Origin of the sequence: Paenibacillus gallinarum (genome assembly GCF_014836635.1) — a bacterium.
Lineage (GTDB): Bacteria > Bacillota > Bacilli > Paenibacillales > Paenibacillaceae > Paenibacillus > Paenibacillus gallinarum.
This window is the reverse complement of the sequence record NZ_JACSQL010000002.1, coordinates 1-23,935: the sequence shown is the minus strand read 5'-3', so window position 1 is coordinate 23,935 and position 23,935 is coordinate 1. Positions and strand designations below refer to the sequence as shown.

The 23,935-nt window shown below is 42.2% G+C and carries 23 protein-coding genes and 1 tRNA gene; 3 read left to right on the top strand and 21 right to left on the bottom strand.

Features of this window, described 5'->3' with window-relative positions; translation table 11 throughout:
* Positions 1–268: 268 nt before the first annotated feature.
* The 5 genes from H9647_RS05085 to H9647_RS05065 all read right to left on the bottom strand — a co-directional run bounded on the left by H9647_RS05085 (position 269) and on the right by H9647_RS05065 (position 4,374).
* A complete protein-coding gene (locus tag H9647_RS05085) occupies positions 269–715 on the bottom strand; it encodes a hypothetical protein (RefSeq protein ID WP_191798701.1) in 447 nt (148 codons plus the stop codon).
* 49 nt (positions 716–764) lie between these two features.
* Positions 765–1,271, bottom strand: coding sequence for a type 1 glutamine amidotransferase domain-containing protein (locus H9647_RS05080; RefSeq protein WP_191798700.1), 507 nt, complete (start codon positions 1,269–1,271; stop codon positions 765–767).
* A gap of 178 nt (positions 1,272–1,449) precedes the next feature.
* Positions 1,450–1,647, bottom strand: coding sequence for a hypothetical protein (locus tag H9647_RS05075; protein ID WP_191798699.1), 198 nt, complete (start codon positions 1,645–1,647; stop codon positions 1,450–1,452).
* A gap of 79 nt (positions 1,648–1,726) precedes the next feature.
* Positions 1,727–2,170: a D-aminoacyl-tRNA deacylase gene (gene dtd, locus H9647_RS05070; protein ID WP_191798698.1), complete on the bottom strand. Its 444-nt coding sequence runs from the start codon at positions 2,168–2,170 to the stop codon at positions 1,727–1,729.
* 26 nt (positions 2,171–2,196) lie between these two features.
* Positions 2,197–4,374 carry a RelA/SpoT family protein gene (locus H9647_RS05065; RefSeq protein ID WP_191798697.1) on the bottom strand — a complete coding sequence of 726 codons (2,178 nt, stop codon included), beginning with the start codon at positions 4,372–4,374 and terminating at the stop codon, positions 2,197–2,199.
* Between the two features lie 315 nt (positions 4,375–4,689).
* On the opposite strand from H9647_RS05065, the gene uraA reads away from it, so the two are divergent.
* Positions 4,690–5,988, top strand: a complete 1,299-nt coding sequence (gene uraA / locus H9647_RS05060; protein ID WP_191798696.1) for a uracil permease — start codon at positions 4,690–4,692, stop codon at positions 5,986–5,988.
* A gap of 141 nt (positions 5,989–6,129) precedes the next feature.
* Here the strand turns inward: uraA and H9647_RS05055 are convergent, their stop codons facing one another.
* From H9647_RS05055 to H9647_RS05030, 6 genes are all read right to left on the bottom strand, one after another.
* Positions 6,130–6,642 carry an adenine phosphoribosyltransferase gene (locus H9647_RS05055; RefSeq protein WP_191798695.1) on the bottom strand — a complete coding sequence of 171 codons (513 nt, stop codon included), beginning with the start codon at positions 6,640–6,642 and terminating at the stop codon, positions 6,130–6,132.
* A gap of 26 nt (positions 6,643–6,668) precedes the next feature.
* Entirely contained in the window at positions 6,669–9,071 is a 2,403-nt protein-coding gene (recJ, locus tag H9647_RS05050) for a single-stranded-DNA-specific exonuclease RecJ (protein WP_191798694.1), read from the bottom strand.
* A 68-nt stretch (positions 9,072–9,139) separates the two neighbouring features.
* Positions 9,140–10,087 carry a cation diffusion facilitator family transporter gene (locus H9647_RS05045; RefSeq protein ID WP_191798693.1) on the bottom strand — a complete coding sequence of 316 codons (948 nt, stop codon included), beginning with the start codon at positions 10,085–10,087 and terminating at the stop codon, positions 9,140–9,142.
* Between the two features lie 88 nt (positions 10,088–10,175).
* Positions 10,176–11,087, bottom strand: a complete 912-nt coding sequence (gene secF, locus H9647_RS05040; RefSeq protein ID WP_191798692.1) for a protein translocase subunit SecF — start codon at positions 11,085–11,087, stop codon at positions 10,176–10,178.
* Complete coding sequence (secD, locus tag H9647_RS05035; RefSeq protein ID WP_191798691.1) at positions 11,077–12,327, bottom strand: protein translocase subunit SecD; 1,251 nt, start codon at positions 12,325–12,327, stop codon at positions 11,077–11,079. The genes secF and secD overlap by 11 nt, the downstream gene beginning before the upstream one ends.
* 89 nt (positions 12,328–12,416) lie before the next feature.
* A complete protein-coding gene (locus H9647_RS05030) occupies positions 12,417–12,677 on the bottom strand; it encodes a post-transcriptional regulator (protein ID WP_191798690.1) in 261 nt (86 codons plus the stop codon).
* 224 nt (positions 12,678–12,901) lie between these two features.
* Here H9647_RS05030 and spoVB point away from each other — a divergent pair, with 224 nt between their 5' ends.
* The gene (gene spoVB, locus H9647_RS05025) at positions 12,902–14,476 is read left to right on the top strand and encodes a stage V sporulation protein B (RefSeq protein WP_191799413.1); all 1,575 of its coding nucleotides are present in this window, start codon (positions 12,902–12,904) and stop codon (positions 14,474–14,476) included.
* 5 nt (positions 14,477–14,481) lie between these two features.
* Here the strand turns inward: spoVB and H9647_RS05020 are convergent, their stop codons facing one another.
* A complete protein-coding gene (locus tag H9647_RS05020) occupies positions 14,482–15,255 on the bottom strand; it encodes a DUF421 domain-containing protein (RefSeq protein ID WP_191798689.1) in 774 nt (257 codons plus the stop codon).
* A gap of 177 nt (positions 15,256–15,432) precedes the next feature.
* Between H9647_RS05020 and H9647_RS05015 the strand changes: the two genes are divergently transcribed.
* Complete coding sequence (locus tag H9647_RS05015; RefSeq protein ID WP_191798688.1) at positions 15,433–15,825, top strand: TIGR04086 family membrane protein; 393 nt, start codon at positions 15,433–15,435, stop codon at positions 15,823–15,825.
* A gap of 99 nt (positions 15,826–15,924) precedes the next feature.
* Here H9647_RS05015 and yajC read toward each other — a convergent pair whose 3' ends face one another.
* The 9 genes from yajC to H9647_RS04970 form a co-directional block, all read right to left on the bottom strand.
* Positions 15,925–16,239 (bottom strand): preprotein translocase subunit YajC, encoded by a 315-nt coding sequence (gene yajC / locus H9647_RS05010; RefSeq protein WP_191798687.1) that lies wholly within the window; start codon positions 16,237–16,239, stop codon positions 15,925–15,927.
* Between the two features lie 40 nt (positions 16,240–16,279).
* The gene (gene tgt / locus H9647_RS05005) at positions 16,280–17,419 is read right to left on the bottom strand and encodes a tRNA guanosine(34) transglycosylase Tgt (RefSeq protein WP_191798686.1); all 1,140 of its coding nucleotides are present in this window, start codon (positions 17,417–17,419) and stop codon (positions 16,280–16,282) included.
* 7 nt (positions 17,420–17,426) lie between these two features.
* Entirely contained in the window at positions 17,427–18,467 is a 1,041-nt protein-coding gene (gene queA / locus H9647_RS05000) for a tRNA preQ1(34) S-adenosylmethionine ribosyltransferase-isomerase QueA (protein WP_191798685.1), read from the bottom strand.
* A gap of 7 nt (positions 18,468–18,474) precedes the next feature.
* On the bottom strand, positions 18,475–20,592 hold the full coding sequence (locus H9647_RS04995) for a SpoIID/LytB domain-containing protein (protein ID WP_191798684.1): 2,118 nt from the start codon (positions 20,590–20,592) through the stop codon (positions 18,475–18,477).
* 102 nt (positions 20,593–20,694) lie between these two features.
* Positions 20,695–21,699 (bottom strand): Holliday junction branch migration DNA helicase RuvB, encoded by a 1,005-nt coding sequence (gene ruvB / locus H9647_RS04990; protein WP_191798683.1) that lies wholly within the window; start codon positions 21,697–21,699, stop codon positions 20,695–20,697.
* A gap of 25 nt (positions 21,700–21,724) precedes the next feature.
* On the bottom strand, positions 21,725–22,339 hold the full coding sequence (gene ruvA, locus H9647_RS04985; RefSeq protein ID WP_191798682.1) for a Holliday junction branch migration protein RuvA: 615 nt from the start codon (positions 22,337–22,339) through the stop codon (positions 21,725–21,727).
* A complete protein-coding gene (gene ruvC, locus H9647_RS04980; RefSeq protein ID WP_191798681.1) occupies positions 22,336–22,839 on the bottom strand; it encodes a crossover junction endodeoxyribonuclease RuvC in 504 nt (167 codons plus the stop codon). Before ruvC ends, ruvA begins: the two co-directional genes overlap by 4 nt.
* 180 nt (positions 22,840–23,019) lie before the next feature.
* The gene (locus H9647_RS04975; RefSeq protein ID WP_191798680.1) at positions 23,020–23,679 is read right to left on the bottom strand and encodes a BofC C-terminal domain-containing protein; all 660 of its coding nucleotides are present in this window, start codon (positions 23,677–23,679) and stop codon (positions 23,020–23,022) included.
* 98 nt (positions 23,680–23,777) lie between these two features.
* Positions 23,778–23,851 (bottom strand) — tRNA-Pro (locus H9647_RS04970).
* Positions 23,852–23,935 lie beyond the last annotated feature (84 nt).

The window sequence follows — 23,935 nt, the reverse complement described above, 5'->3', positions numbered from 1 at the left end:
CATTTCAAATGACCTGATTGTGCAGACCAAATAAAAAAAGACAGAAAAAAACCTACAAAAACGGTTTGTAGGTTAAAAGTAAAATATATTAAAAAAGGGGGTCATGCTGTTATTATAAACAGCCGATATTAACGAAAGATGTTGTTTATATTACAAGTATGTTACAAATATGAAAACGCTTTAATTATTTTGTCGAGTCCTATACATATCATAACAAAACAAGAGCCCTTCCCCCTGGGGAAAAGCTCTTGTTTTTACTCATTATTAGTTATTCAAATGTTTCTACAAAACCGCCGTTCTGACGAATTTTGTTCACCACATCATTATATTCATCATCTTTCACCTTACAAGAAAGTACATATCGGAGGTCGTCATGATCCGCTGATGATACATCCTCCGCATTTAGAATACCGCCTTCCCGGTTGCCGTTAATATCAGCAGAAGCCACTTCCCCACGATCATCATTTGTAATAACAGGTACTATGGGAACCCCTTGAGCTGATCCTGTACCTGCTACCCCAACTCCTCCAGTTCCACTTGCAGTGCCCGAACCTCCGTTATTCGGTACGAAGGGGAGCAGGATATGTTTTTCCCTTCCTACTCCGGACTCTAATTCACCCACCTCAAGCTGTTCTGTCGCATAGACCTGTAGTGAAGTTCTTGCCCCTTCTGCCTCATTTTCCGTTCTAAAATATGCTTGTATCCTCTTTGACATGACAAACCCTCCTTTAAAGTGATGTATCCAGGTAAAGTGACATATCTAATTATATTGCTTTTAGAATTTCACGAACAAATGCTGGTTCATCTTCCGGTGTACGGGAAGTAATGAAGTTACCATCAACGACTACTTCTTTGTCCACGAATGTAGAGCCCGCATTAACCATGTCGTCTTTCAGCGGTGGATAGGAAGTAATCGTCCGACCGGACAACAGCTCCGCACTCGCTAAAATTTGTGGACCATGGCAGATCGCTGCGATTGGTTTTTTTGATTTATTTACTTCTTTTACAAAATTCAATATGTCTTCATTGCCACGCAGGGCTTCTGGAGAAGAACCGCCTGGAATAACTACACCATCAAAGTCACTTGCTTTAACATCTGCAATTGCTTTGTCAACTTTATATTCTGCTTTCTCTTGTTTCCCTTTAACTGTCTTACCTGCTTCAAGTCCGACAATAACGACTTCGTGTCCTGCTTTTTTCACCTCATCGTAAGGTACCTTCATCTCGGAATCCTCAAATTGGTCTGCTAATAAAAATGCGATTTTACTCATCGATATCGTCTCCTTTCTGGCTAATATGCCTCGAGATGTAATTACCCTGCTATGGGGTGTTTATAACATAAAAGGTAAAAATACTTGATATTGTTCTCTTCATAACGATGCATCAAAAAAAGCGATCCCCCTTGTTTGACTGAGATTAATCAGCCAATCAGGAGGATCGCAATAACTTTTATGGGCGAGGCATATTTTCCCTTGCCGGTTTATCCAATTGTCTTGTTTCAAAAATAGCCGGTAGATTGCTCGATGCCTGCCTGGCAAGGTGCATCGCTTCCGAAACACTACTCGGCAGAAGTAAAGATGAGTAACTCATGTTCGCTTGTTTAAAAGATTGACGCATAATAAAAGCACCTTCTTTTTGACGGATCATTTCGGTTATATCTCCTATTATGTCCGGGTCCTTTTATTATTAGTCAGGGTCTTTTCTTAAACAAACTTCCAAAGCATTCTCACACTTTACTTTCAAGGATCAAGGTAACAGGGCCATCGTTTGTGAGCGACACATCCATCATGGCTCCAAACTTCCCGGTCTCCACTCGCAGCCCTTTTTTTCTTAACTGCTCGTTAAAGTATTCATACAATGGTTCAGCTACATCTGGCTTCGCGGCAGCCATAAAGTTTGGTCTTTTTCCTTTGCGTGTATCTGCGTATAGCGTAAATTGGGATACCGATAAAATAGCCCCTTGTACATCAAGAACACTGTGATTCATTTTACCGGATTCATCTTCAAAAATACGCAGACCCGCAATCTTCTCAGCCAAATAATCTGCATCTTTCTCCTCATCTTCATGAGTAACACCCACAAGAAGCATAAGTCCTTGACCGATTTGGCCGATAATGTCGTTGTCCACCGTAACTTTAGCGCTGCTGCAACGCTGGATAATCACTTTCACTATTTACATACCCCTTACCTTACAGCCTATTGCATAATTCGATGTACGCTATATACGTCCTTCACTCGTTTGATCTTCTCCACAACAGACTGCAGATGATCTGTATTCCGAATGAGAATCGTCATATGCACTTGAGCCAGTTTGTTCTTATCTGTTCTGCCTGTAACAGCGGAAATATTCGTCTTGCTTTCAGAGACAGCCTGAAGCACCTCATTAAGCAAACCATTCCGATCATGTCCTGTTATTTCAATATCGACACTGTAGTTTGCTGTTTCGCTTTCGATTTCCCACTCCACTTCAATCACGCGGGCTGCTTCTTCCTCTTGTCCATCGACAGACGGCAGGTTAGGGCAGTCCGTTCTATGCACAGACACACCTCGTCCGCGCGTAACATAGCCGACAATTTCGTCTCCAGGTACAGGATTACAACATCTGGCAAAGCGTACGAGTAAATTGTCAATTCCCTTCACGCGAACACCATTGGTATGCTGTACTTTGCGTTCAGGTGCTACTTTGATATCTTTCCGTTCCGTAGTTAGTTCCAGAAGATTCGTTTCTTCTTGCTCCTTACGGAGTTTTTCAGTAAGACGTGTAACGATTTGAGATGCTGTAATGCCGCTAAATCCGATCGCACATAACATATCATCAATATCATTAAAAGCAAAACGCTTAGCTACTTCTTGAAGTTTGTCGTCTGTCAGCCACTGAGAAGGTTCAAGACTAAGGCGTTTCATTTCACGCTCTAGGCTCTCTCGGCCTTTTTCAACGTTTTCTTCCCGTTTTTCTTTCTTATACCATTGCTTGATTTTGCTGCGCGCATGAGAAGACTGCGCAATTTTCAGCCAATCTCGGCTCGGACCATAAGAATGCTTGGAAGTCAAAATCTCAACGATATCCCCGGTTTTCAGCTGATAATCCAGCGGAACAATCCGACCGTTCACTTTTGCTCCAATGGTTCGATTACCGACCTCTGTATGGATCCGGTAAGCAAAGTCCAGCGGTACCGATCCTGCCGGAAGCTCAATGACTTCTCCTTTTGGCGTAAAAACAAACACCAGATCAGAGAAGAAATCCATTTTAAGAGATTCAACGAATTCAGAGGCATCTTTTGCTTCATTTTGCAATTCAAGAATTTCCCGGAAGAAAGTGATGCTGTCTTCAAGATTACTCGTTCCGCCTTCTTTGTAAGCCCAGTGCGCAGCAATACCAAATTCAGCAGTACGGTGCATATCCCAAGTACGAATTTGAACCTCCGTAGGCTCACCATTTGGTCCAACAACCGTTGTATGAAGGGACTGGTACATATTCGCTTTTGGCATCGCAATATAATCTTTAAATCTGCCTGGCATCGGCTTCCATAACGTATGGATAATGCCTAAGGTTGCATAACAGTCCTTAATATTATCAACGATAATACGAATAGCAAGCAGATCATAAATCTCATTAAACTGCTTGTTCTTTGTCGTCATTTTCTTATAAACACTGTAGATATGTTTGGGTCTTCCTGAAAGATCCGCTTGAATCCCCATTTCTCCCAATTTCTCATTGATTCGGTCAATAACGTTATCAATATAGAGCTCACGCTCTGCCCGTTTCTTATGCATCAGGTTTGCAATCCGGTAATATTGCTGCGGGTTCAGATATCTCAAAGCGATATCTTCCATCTCCCATTTAATCGCAGAAATACCTAACCGATTAGCAATAGGACAGAAAATTTCCAATGTCTCATATGAAATACGACGTTGGCTTTCTTCTGACTGATATTTAAGAGTACGCATATTATGAAGACGATCCGCTAGTTTAATCACAATAACACGGATATCTTGCGCCATGGCGATAAACATCTTACGATAGTTCTCGTTTTGCTGTTCTTCCTTCGAACGGAACTTAATTCGTTCCAGCTTAGTTAATCCATCGACTAGCATGGCACACGTCTCGCCAAATTTCTTTCTGATTTCATCCAGAGGAACTGTAGTATCTTCTACAACATCATGAAGCAGGGCAGCAATAATTGATATGCTGTCCATCTGCATATTCACCACGATGTCTGCCACCGCCAGCGGATGCAATATATACGGTTCACCTGATTTGCGCGTCTGTCCGTGATGGGCTTCTTCAGCAAAGTCATAAGCCTCACGGATCAGGATAAGCTCAGGTTCTTTTATATAGGCTCCAGCCTTCTCCAGTAATTGCTCTATGCCCATCTAGATTTGTCCGATTCCTTTCTATAATAAAATGGAACCCGCTGATCTTACGTCTACACAGGTTCCCCGAAAAAGTGATTTTATAATATTATGACGCTTACCTGCTTCTACGTCAACCATCGCCAGTAGATGACATAATCTGAGGGTTATCTCCATTTCTCAATATTCCTTTCCTTTATGTCTGATCCAACATACCCGTTTTTCCGCAAAAAATTACATTGAAAAATGACGGAAATCTGTATATCCTAGTAAAGATTGTTGGAGATTACGACTTTTACAGCAAGACATGAAAATTGAATAAGGAGTGGACTCATTTTGCAACGCGAAATACAAGTTAATGAAAAACTACCATTAGGAAAAGGTTTTTTACTCAGCATGCAACATTTGTTCGCTATGTTTGGAAGTACTGTTCTTGTTCCTAATCTTTTCGGTGTAGATCCCGGGATGATTCTGTTAATGAATGGTTTAGGAACACTTCTATACATATTTATATGTAAAGGGAAGATTCCTGCCTATCTTGGATCAAGTTTTGCATTTATTGCGCCTGTAACTATGGTAATAGATAATAATCCGAGTAATGGATACTCAATGGCACTGGCTGCTTTTATTATTACCGGTATTATCTTCTGTCTCGTAGCACTTATTGTTAAGTTTGTTGGGACAAGATGGCTTGACGTACTCTTCCCACCCGCTGTAATGGGTGCTGTTGTTGCCCTGATTGGACTAGAGATTGTCCCTGTTGCCGCAGGAATGGCAGGACTGATTAATTCAAACCCGGCAACCAATCCGAATTGGGCTCCTGATGCTACCACAATTACACTCTCTATGGTAACTCTCGGTGTAACCGTACTAGGTGCACTCTTGTTCCGCGGGTTTGCTAAAATCATTCATATTTTGATTGGGATCGTTACAGGTTATGCACTAGCCTTTTTCATGGGCGAAGTTGATATTCACTCTATTACAAATGTGGACCTTATAACTGCACCAACGATTACTACACCTTCATGGGATATTGGCGTGATTGTTACCATTGTACCTGTGGCACTTGTTGTTATTGTCGAACACATTGGTCATCTACTCGTTACAGGCAGTATTGTTGGAAAAGATTTATCGAAAGACCCCGGGCTTCATCGCTCTCTACTAGGTAACGGAATCTCAACCATCATTTCTGGTTTTGTCGGATCTACACCGAACACAACATACGGTGAGAATATTGGTGTTATGGCACTTACAAAAGTGTATTCCATTTTTGTTATTGGCGGTGCGGCGATTATTGCTGTTATATTGTCATTCTCAGGTACGTTTACAGCGGTAGTCGCTAATATACCTGATGCAGTCATGGGCGGCGTATCACTTTTGCTCTTCGGGATTATAGCCGCATCTGGTTTCCGTATTTTTGTAGAGCAAAAAGTAGACTTTTCTAAAACAAGTAATATGATACTTACTACCTTAGTATTTGTAACAGGCCTCAGTGGTGCAACACTTACCATTGGTACGGTTGAACTAAAAGGGATGGCACTAGCAACGATAGTGGGTATGATTGCAAGCCTTCTGTTCGGTCTGTTCCATAAACTTGGTTGGATTGAAGAATCAGTTAAAAAAAATAATCACTAAGACCAAAAAAGGTATCCTCCGTGTGGAGGATACCTTTTTTAAAACCTAAAAACCAGATTACAAGTTTTCAGGATATTTCCCGGGAAACCTGTCACCTAGAAATCTAAAATTTCAGTTTGAGAATTATTATTGCTTACAAACTTAGTATTTCATTAAAGAATATACATTGATGTCCGTCAATTTATTTCTGCCTTTAAGGTCTTCTAGCTCGATCAAGAAAGCAGCACCTACCACCTTGCCTCCAAGTTGTTCTACAAGGCTTACGGATGTTGCAATTGTGCCTCCTGTTGCGAGCAGGTCATCAGCGATCAGCACATTTTGTCCTTTTTCAATCGCATCTGAATGCATTGCAAGCTTGTCTTTTCCGTACTCTAGGTCATATCCAAGTTCAATAGTCTCACCTGGAAGCTTTCCGCTTTTACGAATCGGAGCAAAACCAACACCTAGTGCATAAGCAAGCGGTGCACCTACTACAAATCCACGTGCTTCTGGACCCGCAATAACATCAATTTTCAGATCAGAAACCATTTCTTTCATTTCATCTATAGCTTTGCGATACATCTCGCCGTCTTTCAGTAGGGTTGTAATGTCCTTAAAACTGATTCCTGGTTGTGGAAAGTCAGGTATAACCCGAATGTACTCTTTAAAATCCAAAATAATCTCCTCCTAATTTAAATGAGCTAGGATGCACCCTTTGTCTGAGATTTCATCCATTGCATCAGTTGGGGCGCTGCCAAATCAAACATGGCTTTCTCCATTTCAGCCAGCTGCTCAATAGCCTGGTAGTTCCTGGAATCCGTCAAACTCTGCTTCGGCGGATTTGTCACAAAGGTCAATGTACCTGAATGACGTTTGATAAACGACAACTCTTCAAACACGTCCATGACTTTTGACATCATTCTTACAGAATATCCACATTGTCGGCTTAAAGCCTCAATCATCTCTTTTTCAGGCACAGCTTCCTGTCCCCATTTCGAAATAAGGACATATATACGTTTAAAGTCATCACGACTCGGTCGTTGTAATCTTTGTTTAGGCTCAACCGTACGGTGAAGAAGAATGACATTATTCGCTTTCACAATCATGCTTTGCATGGCTGTCCATTGCTCTGCAGTTTCAGGGATGTCCAGCACAAACAGACTTTCCAGATGCTTATCGCCAATTTTTTTGGCCGAATCGTTCCACGGAACGATCCCAACCTTCCTATCATATACCCAAACTGCCTTTTCATACAAATGGTTTTCGATAGCAAATAAGTTTTTCTCTTGAACAAGAACTGCAATCTTTCCAGCATTAGGAATTATTCTATGAGATAGGTCTTTTAGAATGGTATTCATTTCCTCAAGAGGTTCTCTGCATCCACGGTAATCAAACACCTGACGTGTTTTCACTCGGATATCTTCCATCATGAATTGAGGTTTTCTAGACCCATTCCATTCATTAATTTGAAGCGTCCCCATCACATCGATTACAGATCCCTCTGGGATATAGTCAGCAAGTTTGCCTTTTCCAAAAGAAATAGCATCCAGCATTTTCCCGTCCTGTTCAATCGTTAATTTTAAATGAGTTAAATCTTTTCCCATTTTCCGGCTTGCCATCAGTTTAGCATCGCGAATAATAAATTTAGGAGTAGGATTATTCATACCAAAAGGCTGCAATTGTTCCATTTCTTCAATTACATTCAGCGGTACTTCGGATATACGGCACTCTCCGTCTGTTTCTGTAACAGGAATAAAATGCTCGGGTTTCATTACTTGGCCGGCATACTCATTCAGTTTACGCTCCAGCAGCTCCAGTTTATCCCGATGAAGCGTCATTCCTGCCGCAGCCGGATGTCCTCCATAATGATCCATGATGTCTTTACAAGCAGTCAAAGCTTCATACATATCAAGTCCAGGAGTGGACCTAGCCGAACCTTTGCATTTTCCTGTGGCAGGATCAATCCCCAAGATCAGTGTAGGACGATAATATCTCTCAAGCACTTTTGAAGCGACGATACCCACTACGCCTAGATTCCAGCCCTCACCAGCTACAACGATAACATCAGGAACTTTACCATCCACTTTTTTTTGCTCCAGTATCTCAAAAGCTTCCTGCGTCATTTGTTCTACCACCTGCTGCCGCTCACGATTAAGCAGATCTAGTTCCTCCGCAAGATGCGCAGCTTCATCAGGGTCTTCCGTTGTTAACAAAGAAACTGCTCTGCCTGCATGGGCAAGTCTACCACTCGCATTAATACGAGGGGCAAGAGCAAAGGCAACATTCGTTGAATTAACAGTAGACATGTCCACTCCGCTGATTTCTAACAGGGCTCGAATTCCGGGGAATGAGGTGTTTCTCATTTCTTCGATGCCTCTTTGAACAATAACCCGATTCTCCTCTATAAGCGGCATGAGGTCAGCGACGGTCCCGATCGTTGCGATTTCCATCCAGGCACGAGGTACACTTCCTAGAAGCGCTTCTGCCAATTTCATTGCAACACCAACCCCGGCAAGCCCTTTAAAAGGATAAGGACAGTCCTTCTGTTTAGGATTAATTAAGGCGTATGCTTCAGGAAGAACTTCAGGCGGCTCATGGTGATCCGTAACAATGACATCTATTCCGAGTGTTTTAGCGTAAGCAATCTGTTCGACGGCACTAATTCCTGTATCTACGGTAATGACTAAGGTAACTCCTTGTTGGTGCGCCCAATCCAGTGCATGATTATGAAGACCGTATCCTTCATTGGCTCGATGAGGAATATAGATATCGTACGAGGCTGACAACTCTCTCATAAGATAAATCATAAGCGAAGTACTGGATACTCCATCGGCATCATAATCACCATAAATAAGGATATGTTCTCCTTGTTCAAGAGCTTCACGGATACGTGGAACAGCTTGGTCCATTCCTTTCATAAGGTACGGATCATGAAGCACCTCATCAGAAGGACGCAAAAACTGCTCTGCTGTTGATTTGCTATCGATACCTCGGTTTAGCAATAATCTTGACATCAAATGAGAAGTGGATAATTCCTCTGATAAGCCGTTTATCTGCTCATCTGTAATCTTAGGCTCGTTCCAATGATATTGAGAATAAAGCACTCATTAATCACCTTTCTTTCTAGCAAAAAAACAAAACTCAGATAATCCTGAGTTTTCATTTTACATTCTTATTGTAGTAATGTGTTTGTCTCTCTTTCGGCAAGCTCACAATTACTTTTATATGGGTATTCTGATTGGTAGGGAACGACTTTCAGCTGAACTCTAGATACTTGTTCAAAACGTCCCATTAGTAGTACTTTCGATCTTTCCGCTACTTCTTGTGCTTCTGCTACGGTCATTCGCGGATTGACGGTTATTGTTAAATCAATATGGATTCCTTCTTCACGTTCATAGGCACAAATATGCTCCACGGTAACAATACCATGAACACGCTGAACTGTCTGCATGTAATCATAGGTATCTAAATAAGATTCCTCTTTTTGCCGAGGTATGTGACCTGTTATAAGCAGATAGCTTCTCCAGATCACGATTCCTGAAGTTACAAGAGCAGCGATAGGATCAGCATAAAGAAGATAGAAATAATCAAATGATTTACCAATCATAGACAAAATAATTCCAGTAAGTACCAATAAGGAAGTATAAAATGCGTATCTGTGCTGTTCAAAATAATGCTTCATAATCGAACGTTCAGCGTCTTTATATGTATGGCGCCATTCATACTGAAACCAAATTTCAGCAAAAGTGAAAGCGATAACTGCTGCAATTAATGCACTGATATGCGGGGGCTCCGGATCTGCCTTAATCATGACTTGGACAGAAGATATGGCAAGTTGAAGCCCTCCTAATAGAACCATCAGCGGAACAATGAGTGCTATGAATTGGCCAACTTTCTTCCTTTTCTCTGAAGATTCTGTGGGCGATCCTTTACCGTTCCATACTTGATATTGTCGTGTAAAAAGAGAACCTGCTTCGCCTGCGGAATATAGAGCATCGCTTAATAATGCTTTATTTCCCGAAGCAATACCAACGCTTCCCTTAATAATTGTTAAAACTGTATTCTTACAAACTTCCATCCAGAACATTACATGTATTGCTCGGTGTTGTTTGGTGGTCATCCGTGTTCCCCCTCTACACGTAAGACAGTTATATTAGAAAACCGCGCCTATAGTCATAAGACGCGGTTTTCGGTAATCCTTGAGTAAGTTATGGAGTCGTCTTAGAAGGATTATTGTGATTTGGTTTTTGTTTGCCTTTAAGTACTGCCCATAATGGACTTGCGATAAAGATGGATGAGTAAGCCCCAAATACAAGGCCGATGACCATCGCAAGTGAGAACATCCGAATGGACTCTCCGCCAAGCAGGAACAGGAACAACGATGCAATGAATACAGTAACTGTTGTGTACAGAGAACGAGTCATCGTTTGTGAAATACTGCGATTTACGACTTCGTTTAAATCTGTACGTGTCTTAATTTTAGAGAAACGCAAGTTTTCACGTATACGGTCAAATACTACAATGGTGTCATTAATCGAGAACCCGACAATGGTAAGTACTGCCGTTATAAAGGTTAGATCCACTTCCCACCGGAATAGTGAGAAAATACTAATGACAACAAACGCATCATGTAGTAATGCCACAATGGCAGCAACCGCAAATCTCCATTCAAAACGGATCGTTACGTAGATCATGATACCCAAGCTTGCAAGTAGAACAGCATAAATTGCATTTCTACCCAGCTCTTTCGCCATTTCTGGATCAACTGTGTTCACTTCAAAGGAAGCCTCAGGATCGATTTTCTCGTTAAAGGACGCTTTTAAGCTGCTTTCTTGTTCTTCATTAAGTACAGAAGGAAAACGAATATTAACTCGGTCACTTCCTGCAGAGATCTGAGGTTCATCCGCTGCGAGTCCGATTTCTTCAAGGACCGGCTCAATCTCTTCTTTCGTTACTGATTTGCTTGCTGTAATATCCACGTTCGAACCTGATCGGAAATCCACTCCGTAGTTAAGTCCAAAGACCGCCAGACTTAAAATACCAAGCAGTGTAATAATAATAGAAAAGGTATAGAAATACTTACTGATTTTAATATAATCAAAATCCCAATTAAAGCGCACGAATTTCACTCTCCTTCACTCCGAAGTAACTAGGCTTCTTGATGAGATTTGCTTTCACAAGCAGGTTCAATAAGAAGCGGGAGAAGAAGACATTCGTGAGGATACTTGTCACAATATCAATAATTAGAACGATGGCGAATCCTCTTACAGACCCGGTTCCTAACCAGAACATAACGGATGCGGCAATAATCGTTGTAATATTAGAATCCATGACCGTACGGAACGAAATTCTCTCACCTGATTTCACAGCAGACAGGATACTTTTCCCGCTGCGAAGTTCTTCCTTAATCCGTTCGTAAGTAATAATATTGGCATCGACTGCCATCCCAATACCTAGAATGAAGGCCGCTATACCCGGAAGAGTCAGAACAAAATCACCGAGATAGAAAATAGCGAGTACAAGCCAAGTATGTGTGATGAGCGCAAAACTTGCTACGAGTCCTGGAATACGATACAAACTAATCATAAAGACTAGAATAAAGATGGAAGCAATAATCCCTGCTTTTATCGTTTGCTCAAGTGATAATTGACCTAGACTAGCCCCAACGCTCTGGGAATATTTCTCTGTCAGTTTAAGAGGCAATGCTCCTAAGTTAATCGTATCACGAAGCTCATTTGCTTCTTCTCTTGTATAACTGCCTGAGATTTGTGCTTTACCATCGGTTAATGTTTGTTTAACCTCAGGAGCGGACAACAATTCATCATCAAGATATATAGCCAGTGCTTTACCTTGGAGACGTTTTGTAATTTCAGCAAATTTATCTTTGTCTTTCACCTGAATATCGACCATCGGTTGGTTCAGAGAGTCATAAACGACGGATGCGCCGTTCTCAACAAATTCATTACCACGAAGCTCGATTTTGCTGTATGTTCCGGGCTCATCATCTTCTGTCGCACTCCGAAATGTCAGTTCGGCAGGTTCTTTCATTTTACTCCGGACCTCTACCTCATCCGTAACGCCTGCAAGCCTTAAACGAATGCGGTTCGTACCCTCTGTAGTTACTTCGGGTTCACTTGTACCTAGTGCATTCGCACGTTGTTCCAAGCTTTTTGCAGTTTGTGTAAGTGATTCTCTGGTGATTGCTTGTCCAGCTTCGAGCGGCTGTGCTTCATATAGAATCTCAAAGCCTCCCTTAAGATCGAGGCCCAAACGTATATCTTTGAGCAGCCCCGGACTTGTATAGGCCATTAAGCCGACCGTTACAAGCACGACCAGAATGAAACTGACTATTCTCTTCATGCCGTCCATAGTTCCCCCTTCATTCTCAATATTCCCATTATAGCGATGCAGGAAATCTCAGTCAATTTTCATTAAAAAAGTCCTCTTCCTTAGAAAGAGGAGCCTCGGTATGCAGATACTGTCATAAAGTTCATAAAACTGGTAGCTTTCAGCGACAAAATATCATTAACCAGTTGATGGAGTGGGGGGATTCCTTGTTTTTCATATTTGCGGCTGACGCAATTCCAAACATCCTTACTTGTTACATATTGATATCCCACTAATTGAAGTTCTTCTGCCTTACTGCAGCATAAGAGCTCAATTGCATTTTCCAACTCGTGGGCGTCCATTTCTTCAATAAATGATTCCATGGCGTTAAATCACTCCTTTTGTGCTCCTGCTTACCTATTCGACATCTTCCTACAGTATTCCTGCCTAGCTGAACGAGCATCTCCCTGGTGAATTAAGGGAAATCATCTGATTGTTAACTAACAGTCATGAGATGGGACAGGTTCGGCATATTCATGAAGTAGAACTAGTACCATATGTCAAAACCTATTATGTACTAACCCATGGGGAAGAGGGATTAACACTTATGAAAAAACAAACGTTCATCCAGGGGACTATGATTTTGCTAGCAGCCGGCATCATTAATCGGATCCTGGGATTCATACCCCGAATCGTCTTACCACGGGTCATTGGTGCGGAAGGCGTTGGCTTATATCAGCAAGGATACCCCTTTTTCATCGTTATCGTAACACTCATTACAGGTGGAATTCCGCTAGCCATTGCTAAGCTTGTAGCTGAGGCTGAATCCCATGGAGACGTAAAAGCGTCAGAGAAAATCTTAAAAACAAGTCTGTTCTTTACTTTGACTGCTGGTGCCGTCTTTACAGCGTTATGCCTCCTATTTGCTCCTTTTGTAACGAGCCGAATTCTCACAGATGAAAGGGTTTATTACACATTTGTTAGTATGACGCCCATGATCTTAATTGTCGCCGTCTCATCCGTATACAGGGGCTATTTTCAAGGAAAACAAAATATGATTCCGTCTGCGAGTTCCTCCATTGCTGAAACACTCATGCGTATTTTGTGCGTACTATGGTTCTCCTATCTTCTGTTACCAAAAGGAATCGAATTTGCGGCAGCGGGAGCCATGCTCGGTGCAGTAGCAGGAGAGCTTATCGGCATGTTTGTTTTACTTTGGCAGCATGAACGCAATAGAAAAGCTGGGATATTGGTGCCCGCACCTATTCCGCAGCCCAACAAGACTAAGATGGAAAGTAAATCTATATTCAAACGAATCATGTCTATTTCAATTCCTGTTACAGCGGGACGTTTGGTTGGCTCCATCTCATATCTTCTCGAAACGATTGTCACAGCACAAAGTCTTGCTCTCGCCGGATTCACAAAAGCAATGGCAACAGCACAGTACGGGGCGATGCAGGGTATGGTAATTCCTTTGCTTCTTTTACCAGGTGCACTCACTTCTTCACTTGCTACGTCTTTGGTTCCTTCTCTGTCTGAAGCTGCTGCCCGAAAAGATTACAAAACAATTCATAAAAGAATGCACCAATCTCTACGTTTAGCGCTAGTGACCGGGGGACCGTTTGCAGTCATTATGTATGTCCTCGCAGAACCGCTGTGCCTGCTTCTTTACAATAATAGTTCCATTGCAAATATGCTGAGGACGATGTCTCCCTTTGCTCTATTTATTTACACTCAAGCTCCCTTGCAAGCGGCTCTACAAGCTTTAGATCGTCCTGGAAAGGCGCTGTTCAATACAATGCTGGGCGCCATCATTAAGATCAGTCTTATCCTTTATCTTGCCTCAAAACCCGAATACGGTATTTATGGCGCCATTATAGCCATCTGTATTAATGCCCTTATTGTAACTCTGCTGCATGGGAGAAGTCTAAAGCAGCTCCTTGGGTTTCGTTTTCGCTGGCTTGATGCTCTAAAAGTGGGAACAGGAATGATCATAATGGCTGCCGTTGTTCAATATTTATTTCATCATCTCCCTTGGCCGAGTATATTGTTCCTTCAGTTTCTTGCTTCTAGCTTTATAGGTCTGCTTCTCTATTTATCGGTTATGGCAGCTTGTCGCTTAATTGATCTTCATGATTTATCTCGTGTTCCTATTCTAGGCGCTTGGATTCGTCGTAAATAAATGAATTACGGTTTTTTCTTTACGTTAACGTACAGCTCTCCTTTGTGGTCAATAGAACATAAAAATACATCCTTAAAATCTTTGACTCCTTTTTCTTGAATCTGATTTTTGAGCCAGAAACGATTTTTCTCAATTAACTCCAAATTAGCATCTTGTACTTTCCCGTCCATAATCAGCGGTAATGGCAGAGCTCCATAACGTATATTTTGCATTGCCTTTATATGTTCCTTACTCTCATCATTACTTTTAATGTCTTCTTTTGATTTCAAATCGCTCTCATTTGCTGCGGATCCTGAGTCCCCTGAGTTGCCAGACAACGGAGCATTGTTTTCCTTTTTAAAGGTGGTGAGTTTGCCTGTCGTCTCCAGGATCGCGAATTGTAAATCATCAACATTATCAATACTTTGCTCTCTGAGCTGCTGCATTAGATCATCTAAATTATAACGTTGCTTTCTCATCTCTTCTCTTTGCAATTCACCGTTAGAGACCAGGATGACCGGTTTACCATCCAGAGCGAGTCGAAACCAGCGGCTTTTAAGTCCGATCAGAGCGATACCCACTTGCAGAACAACGAGAACAATAATAGGAACGATTCCTTCATAAATCGGTCTTTTTATATCTTCAATAGCAAACACCGCAATTTCAGCGAGCATAATGGATATTACCAGATCAAAAACAGATAATTTTCCAATTTCTCTCTTACCCATCAGTCGAATGGCGAATGCAGCTATAAAATACATGAGAATTGTCCTACCAATATGTAACATGATGTGATCCATCTTTTAATTTATCCTCCCCGCATTGTGAGTCGTATTGATTCGTTCCATAACAGTTCATAGGTTGACCGAACATGGAAAAGTCATGCCCATTAATTAATGGAAAATCAGTTCATATCATGGATAGCTTGACCATACAATGTATTAATGAGTACCGAATGATTAAGGGAGGTCACCTTCATGCAATTTGTTCGCCGTTTGTTTTCTGTACGAATTAATAGTCCTCTGCTCTCTGGTTTAAATGCTGCTTTCATCTGGATGTTTATCGGTGCATTCGTTCTATCGCTTTTTCTTTGGCTTACCGGTATGCGTGAGCAGGATTTATCATTCTACACTTACGTAGTACATGCTGTTTCAATACTAATAGGGGGCTTTATATCAGGCAAAAGATCAAACGAACGCGGATGGTATCACGGTGGAATTATGGGAGCGGTATACGGACTTCTAATCCTCCTCATTGGTTTTCTTGCTCTGGATTCCTCCTTACAACTGAAAGATGTTCTGCAATGGGGGGCTGCATTTATTTTAGGAGCAATCGGCGGTATTTTTGGAGTGAATGTAGAAAAATCCTAAAACATCATGATCTAGAATAAAAAAAGACTGCAGGCACACCAGTTTAAGCTAGTGTGCCTGCAGTCTGAGAGGGCTCCTAAACAGGAGTCCTCTTTTTACTTATGCTTTATCTTCAACGCTCTCTCTAGGAGATACGGCACTAATACTGCTACGGTTAAATGTCAGTTTAGTGACATCGTTTACACGCAGTACAACAGTATCGTCCATTACCTCTGTGATCGTACCATGAAGGCCGCCAATCGTTACTACTTTGTCTCCCTTTTTCAAGGAATTCAATAAGTTTCGATGTTCTTTTTGTCTTTTTTGCTGTGGTCTAATGAGCAGGAAGTAAAACACTGCGAACATAAGTACCATCATAATGATTAGCTGCAAACCACCACCAGCTGCATTTGTTGTTGCTGTGAAATTCAACATTTTATTCCCCCCTTTCAAGAATTGGTTATAAGTAGTTTACTTAGAACCCTTTGTCATTATCATGCAATCCATATTGATCAAAAAATTCATCCCGGAAATCAAGCAACCGGTCATCCATAATAGCTTGACGTACTTTCTTCATCAAGTCTAACAAGAAATGAAGATTATGGTACGTAGTAAGCCTTAGACCAAATGTTTCATCAGCCTTGATCAAGTGACGAAGATAAGCCCTTGAATAATTCCGACATGTGTAGCAATCGCACTCAGGATCAAGTGGACCAAAATCACGGGCGTATTTCGCGTTACGAACAACGAGTCTACCCTGACTTGTCATCGTTGTCCCATTCCGGGCAATACGAGTTGGAAGCACACAGTCAAACATATCTATACCGCGAATTGCACCTTCAATCAATGCGTCTGGTGAACCTACCCCCATTAAATAACGAGGTTTGTTACTAGGCAGCAAAGGTACAGTGTAATCCAGCACATCGTACATTAAATGTTTGGGTTCTCCCACACTAAGTCCACCAATAGCATACCCCGGGAAATCCATGGAAGTCAAATCCCGAGCGCTCTGTTTCCGTAAATCTTCATGCATTCCGCCTTGAACGATTGCAAACAATCCCTGATCATTTGGCCGCGCATGACTTTCAAGACAACGCTCAGCCCAGCGGCTTGTTCTCTCGAGCGATTTTTTAACATATTCATAGTCTGCCGGATATGGCGGACACTCATCAAATGCCATCATAATATCAGAACCTAGTGAGTTTTGAATATCCATGGCTACCTCAGGGGAAAGGAACAATTTATCTCCATTCAAATGAGAGCGGAAGTGCACGCCTTCCTCTGTTATTTTTCTCATTTCACTGAGGGAAAATACCTGAAAACCACCGCTATCTGTCAAAATAGGACGATCCCAGTTCATAAATTTGTGAAGTCCACCTGCTTCACGAACAATATCGTGTCCTGGTCTAAGAAACAAATGATAGGTATTGCTCAGAATAATCTGCGCTTCCATTTCTTTGAGTTCTTCCGGACTCATCGTTTTCACCGTTGCTTGTGTGCCTACTGGCATAAAAATAGGAGTCTCAATTACTCCGTGCGGAGTATGAACGCGTCCAAGACGTGCTCCTGATTGTTTACAAGTTTTAATGTGTTCATAGGTTATCGCTGCTGACATTTTTCTCTCATCCTCTATCTGAATAAATAAACATCGAATCTCCAAAACTAAAGAAACGATATTGTTGTTTCACTGCCTCATTATAAGCTTCCATAATTTGCTCTCTGCCTGCAAGGGCACTGACCAGCATCACAAGAGTAGACTTGGGAAGATGGAAATTAGTAATGAGTGCATCCACTACTTTGAACGTATACCCTGGATATATAAAAATATCCGTCCAGCCACTGCTTGCAGCCAAGTCTTGACCTTCAAATTGATTTCCTACCGTCTCCAAAGTTCGGCAGCTTGTGGTCCCAACAGCAATGACTCTTCCGCCATTCTTCTTGGTATCATTAATTAAATCTGCTGTCTCCTGCGAGATGGAGTAATACTCGGCATGCATAACATGATCTTCTACTACGTCTACTGACATCGGTCTAAACGTTCCAAGTCCTACATGGAGAGTAAGAAAACCAATGCGAACTCCTTTTTGTTTAATTGCCTCAAGCAGTTCAGTAGTAAAATGGAGCCCTGCCGTTGGAGCGGCTGCGGACCCTTCATGTTTCGCGTAAACCGTCTGGTACCGCTCTTTGTCTTCTAATTTTTCTTTAATATACGGAGGCAATGGCATTTGACCAAGCCGGTCCAATATTTCCTGGAAAATACCTTCATAATGGAAACGGATAATCCGTCCCCCCATATCGATCTCTTCTTCAATCGTAGCTGACAACTCGTCTCCAAAACGAATGACAGCCCCTTTTCTCAGTCTTTTCCCTGGCTTAACAAGGGTCTCCCAACGATTGTCGCCAAGATTATGGAGAAGCAGAACTTCTGCTTTAGCTCCTGTATCTTCTTTTACGCCAAACAATCTTGCAGGTATAACTCTTGTATCATTCAGAATCAACGTATCGCCGGGATGAAGATAATTAATGATATCTGAAAATGTATGGTGTTCCATTTCCCCGCTGTCCTTGTTCAGCGTCAGGAGTCTTGATGCAGTTCGATTTTCAAGTGGTGTCTGAGCTATCAAAGATTCAGGTAACTCAAAATCATATAGATCTACATTCATTATGTCGTCATTCCTTAACTATAGTTACGTTCTGATAATAGTGTTTCAAAATAGACTGGTAATCATACCCTTCATCTGCAAGTCCTTTTGCTCCCCACTGAGACAGACCTAGCCCGTGCCCATATCCTTGACCTGTAAACAGAAAAGCTTGGGACTTACTAACTGCTCTTGCCTCGCTGTCTTTGTTCATGACAACCAGGGAGTTTCCAGAATAAGATGTCGTACCGGAAGCTGATACTACAGAAGCTCCAGCTGCCCCAGATTTAGTCACAACCTGTCCATTTGCACCTAGTACAGTATAACTTCCGGTATTCGTAATATCAAACAAAGTACTCGGTAAACTTCCAAAAGCACTACGATATGCATCTCCGTATTTAACACCAAGCACTTGTCCATTCGCTTTCACTTCTACTGCTCTACCAGATGGACCCCGGCTTGTTACTTCCAAGCTAGAAATAGTGGATGGAACGGTCGTTGATATTTTCCCTTGAAGCATCGCTGAAATCTCCGCAGATGTAAACGGTCCACGCATCCAGCTGTACGTACCTGATTCTTTCGTTTTCCCAAGAATAACCGATTCGGTACCTGGATTTAGCTGGGCTACAGGGGAGACACTCGACTGAATGAGAGGAATTTTACGAACATTTGTATTTTTAGCAGTAACCGTAAGTTTAGGTAGTCCCGCTGCAGTCGTTCCTTCCAGCAGTTTTGTATTATCTTCCCGAATATAGCCTGTCTTTCCGTCACTTAGAAGTACATGATACCAATTATGTGTCCCTTCTTGAGCAGACTTATCTCCTGCACTATCTACGCTTGCGAATAGATTCCCGCCACCATTCCACACTTCAGACGGATCCGCTGTTATCCCTCCCGCATTGGAAGAAAAAATAGCCTCAATGACTTTCCCACCGCTTTTAATAACCTCTCCAGCAGTAGCATTTACGGCATTTGTTACATTTTGATGTTCCGATCCGATTCCGTTATAAGCTTGGCTTAACGTTGTATCTACCACATTAGCGATCTTGAATTTATTTCCTTGAAAAAGTGCATAACTCCGCGCAGCAACGGATTGTGCTTTTAAAGATTCTGCTGGCCAAGATGTGTATACTTCAGCTCCAACAACTGAATACAGATACTCTTCAAGTGGTACTTGATTGACAAGAGCGAGTTGCCCGTTATATGCACTTATTTCAAAATCTCCTCGATATGTACGTGCGGAACGCTCCGTTACTTTTATGCCAGTGCTACTCGAGTCCAGCATTAACTTCATATCGGTTCCGCTTACTATATAGTGGTTGGTTACTTCTGGGGAGACCAAATTAAGAGTCACATCTTGCCTAATGATTAAAGCATTCATTCCCGCACTTACCGAACTTAAAGATAGTTGTGGCAATTTTACTTTCACGAGTTTTTCTAACGCAGCTAAAGAAGCATCTGTTGTTTCTTCACCAACCCATACTGCATATTCAGGACTACCGCCTTCCGACTGAATGACTGTAAAGGCATCATAGCCGCCTGCAGTTATCGTATCACGCGTTGTATCCGCATCTTTCTTACTTGCAAATACTCCTGCTTGACTATGCTTGCTGCCTTTTACAACTGGCTTTTGTCCAGCCAAATAAGAAGCAGCTGTCTTCTGTGTTCGTACTGCAGCTGCTTCAGCAAGAGCTGATGTTGAGTAGTTTCCTGTGTAAACTTGATATATTGTTTTTCCGTTTTTAGAAGATTGATAAATGATAGGTTTATCGACTGTTCCCTGCAGTACTTTTGCAGCCCCGGAAGCCGTCTTGAATACATCTGTTTCTAGCACTTTCACACGAAAACCATCGACACTAAAACGAGTTTGTGTCAACGCAGGCAATGATATCCATGATTCATAACCTGATGCCCCATTCATCCCAGCAGTCCAATCTCCATCCGTCTGAAGTGTAACTGCAGGTGTAGTGGATCTATAGGTGCTTCCGAGATCTGCGAACAGTGCGACACGAATGGTGTCATTTATTGCAGCACTAGCTGATGGAAGTGGTCCCCATAAACTACCTGCCAGCAGTACTGCAGCAAGGGTCATCTTAGCTCCCTTTGTCCATAAGGAGCGGACACTTTGAGTGTTTGTTATTCGGTTCATTTATCGTTCTCCTCCCTATTCGTTGATCCAGAAATTCCTGTTCGCTAGTTTTCACCCTGGAGCAACGCACAATACAAAAAAATGTACTGTGTAAGCATCCAGTTATCTATCTGTCGGCATCGGAATTCCTAGATGCTCATAAGCAGCTGGAGTCACCATTCTGCCCCGCGGAGTTCTTTGCAGAAAACCAATTTGCAGGAGATACGGCTCGTACACATCTTCAATCGTTTGACTTTCTTCCCCAATTGTCGCTGCAATTGTATCAAGACCTACTGGCCCTCCGCGGAAGCTTGTGACCATCGATTTCAGCATCTTATAATCTATATCGTCAAGTCCACGCGGATCGATTTGCAGTCTTTTAAGTGCCTCTTCTGCTAGTGACGAAGTAATGATTCCATCTCCTCGTACCATGGCAAAATCCCGAACACGTTTGAGTAGACGGTTTGCAATACGCGGTGTCCCCCTCGACCGAAGGGCAATCTCTTCTGCTGCATCCCCAACAATTTCAATACCAAGTAAATCCGCTGTACGGGAAACGATAAAGGTTAACTCATCCACAGTATAAAACTCAAGCCGGCTGATCACTCCAAATCGATCTCGAAGTGGAGCAGATAATAGACCTGCTCTTGTCGTAGCACCGATCAAAGTAAAAGGTGGGAGGTCTAGACGCACGGAACGCGCACTTGGGCCTTTACCAATCATAATATCGAGTGCAAAATCCTCCATCGCAGGATACAGCACTTCCTCTACAGAACGATTAAGCCTGTGAATTTCATCAATAAACAGGACATCCCCTTCTTGCAGATTGGTCAGCAAAGCTGCAAGATCACCAGGCCGTTCAATCGCCGGTCCAGAAGTAGTTCGCAGGTTCACACCAAGTTCATTCGCAATAATGTTTGACAGCGTGGTTTTACCTAGTCCTGGCGGGCCGTATAAGAGCACATGATCTAGTGCTTCATTTCTCATCTTGGCAGCTTCAATGTATACCTTTAAGTTTTCCTTTACTTGATCCTGTCCAATGTATTCATTCAAATAGCGGGGACGCAAACTCAGCTCCACCGCTTGATCTTCCATCATCAGGTTGGCCGATATGATCCGGTCATCCATACTTATCCCTCTATTCTATTCCTGTTTATCCTGTAAAAAGCATTTTAAGAGCCTTCTTCATAAGTACATCTGCTGTATCTTCTGCGGTTGTATCGTTTTTCATGCGAAGCCATACTTTATCGAGCTCACTGTCTGTATATCCAAGGGCTTTCAGACCTTCTCTAGCCTCGGACCAGTATGAACCGTCGCCTTCATCTGCTACATTAGGAGCAAATAGTCCAGTAGCATATATCGCCCCACCAAAGCCATCCAGCTTGTCTTTTAGATCGAGAATCATACGCTGTGCTGTCTTTTTCCCGATCCCTGGGAGTTTGGTCAAAAAGGTAATATTCTCTTGATGTATCGCCGTAACCAGTTGTTCTGGTGTACCGCCAGTTAAAATCCCAAGGGCAACACGTGGACCAATTCCTGAGACCTCAATGAGTTTCCGAAATAGTTGTTGTTCCTCACGACTTCCAAACCCATAAAGCAGCATCGCATCTTCTCTTACATGGTGATGTGTGTATACTGTAACAACACCTTCTTGCTTAGCAAATATATAAGGATTCGGACAAAAAATCTGATATCCAATTCCCTGCACATCAACTACGACATGATCATTCTCAATGATCACAATCGGTCCTTTGATATAGTCGATCATTTTTTCAAAACCTCATTTATCTTAGAATTTAGCGCGTAAGAATGAGCGTGACAAATGGCTACAGCCAGTGCATCGGCTACGTCATCCGGTTTAGGGATGGTTTGTAACTTAAGATACATTCGGACCATTTCCTGAACTTGTCTCTTCTCTGCTTTACCATAGCCTACGACAGCCTGTTTGACTTGCATCGGTGTATACTCCGCAATAGGTAATCCCCTTTGGATTGCTGCGAGAATCAACACACCCCGTGCCTGACTAACCGACATCGCTGTCGTCACATTTCGATTAAAAAATAGTTTCTCTAATGCCACAGCATCAGGCTTATATTTATCAATTAATTGCAACATAGCCTCATACACATGCAGCAGTCTTTCCTCATCAGGTGTATGTGCCTCTGTCTGTATACATCCATATTGAACGGGAGTGAGTTTACTCCCTGTTTTATCTATAAAACCAAAACCAACAATAGCAATACCCGGGTCAATTCCTAAAAAACGCAAACACATCTCTCCTTAACATACTGCGAACATATGTATCGTTTATTCATTATATCAAATGTTCCAGCCCTATAACGAAAAAGTTTGCGCTTCGACGAAAACTCCGAATATTCCTTGAATTTTTTGTATAAAAAACAAAAAAAGACGGACCCTCATCCGCCTTTTCTCACTATCTATTCTTATCTAATCTACAATATTCCCTACAGGGGCAACCGCGTAATCACCAAAAGTAGAAAGCACACTATTATATTCCTCTATATCCTGAACACGTATACCATTTTGCAGTTGCTCAAGTACACCCGCTGGTAATGAGGTTTCCATCGAACCAACATCAAGTTGAAAAAAAGTACGAATGGCCTTCTCTTCCTTCGGCTTCCCCTCAAAGAGAGTTAGGTTCCCTTCTTTATCCAAACTCATATATGCGTTTTCTTTGCAATGCGGAGATAGGTCATTAACCGTTTCCTGCACTACTAGATCATTTTCCGCCTCAATATAACCAGACCAGCCAGGATGCTGCTTGACTAGAGTGATCATTTCTTCAGGAGTGAAGTTACCCAAGTTTATGGTTTCTGTACCGCAAACATAGTTCTTCTCTAAAAAAACACGGCTCAATTTGTCGTTTGAACGAATCTGTTCCAATAGACTGGCTTGGGCCATGTTGCTGTCTTCAAGGGATGAGTTTTCTTCCATCACTTCAATGCTGCCTGCTGTTAAGAGGGATTGTACCATCTGAGAAATCGGTAAGCCTGCTCCAGCTAGTAATGCAAGTAAAACACATATCGTGAATGTTGTTAGCGTTCGTTTGATTTTTTTCCATCGTTTATTAAAATTAAGAAACTTCAATTGGATCCCCTTCTAACACACTTTTTAGTCTATTGTGACCGAGATCCAATCTTTATATACAAAAAAAGGTTATTGCCTAAGCAATAACCTTTTCATAATCGGGATGACACGATTTGAACATGCGACCCCCTGGACCCAAACCAGGTGCTCTGCCAAGCTGAGCTACATCCCGAAATATATATGCCGGTGAAGGGACTCGAACCCCCACGGTTTCCCTCACGATTTTGAGTCGCGCGCGTCTGCCAATTCCGCCACA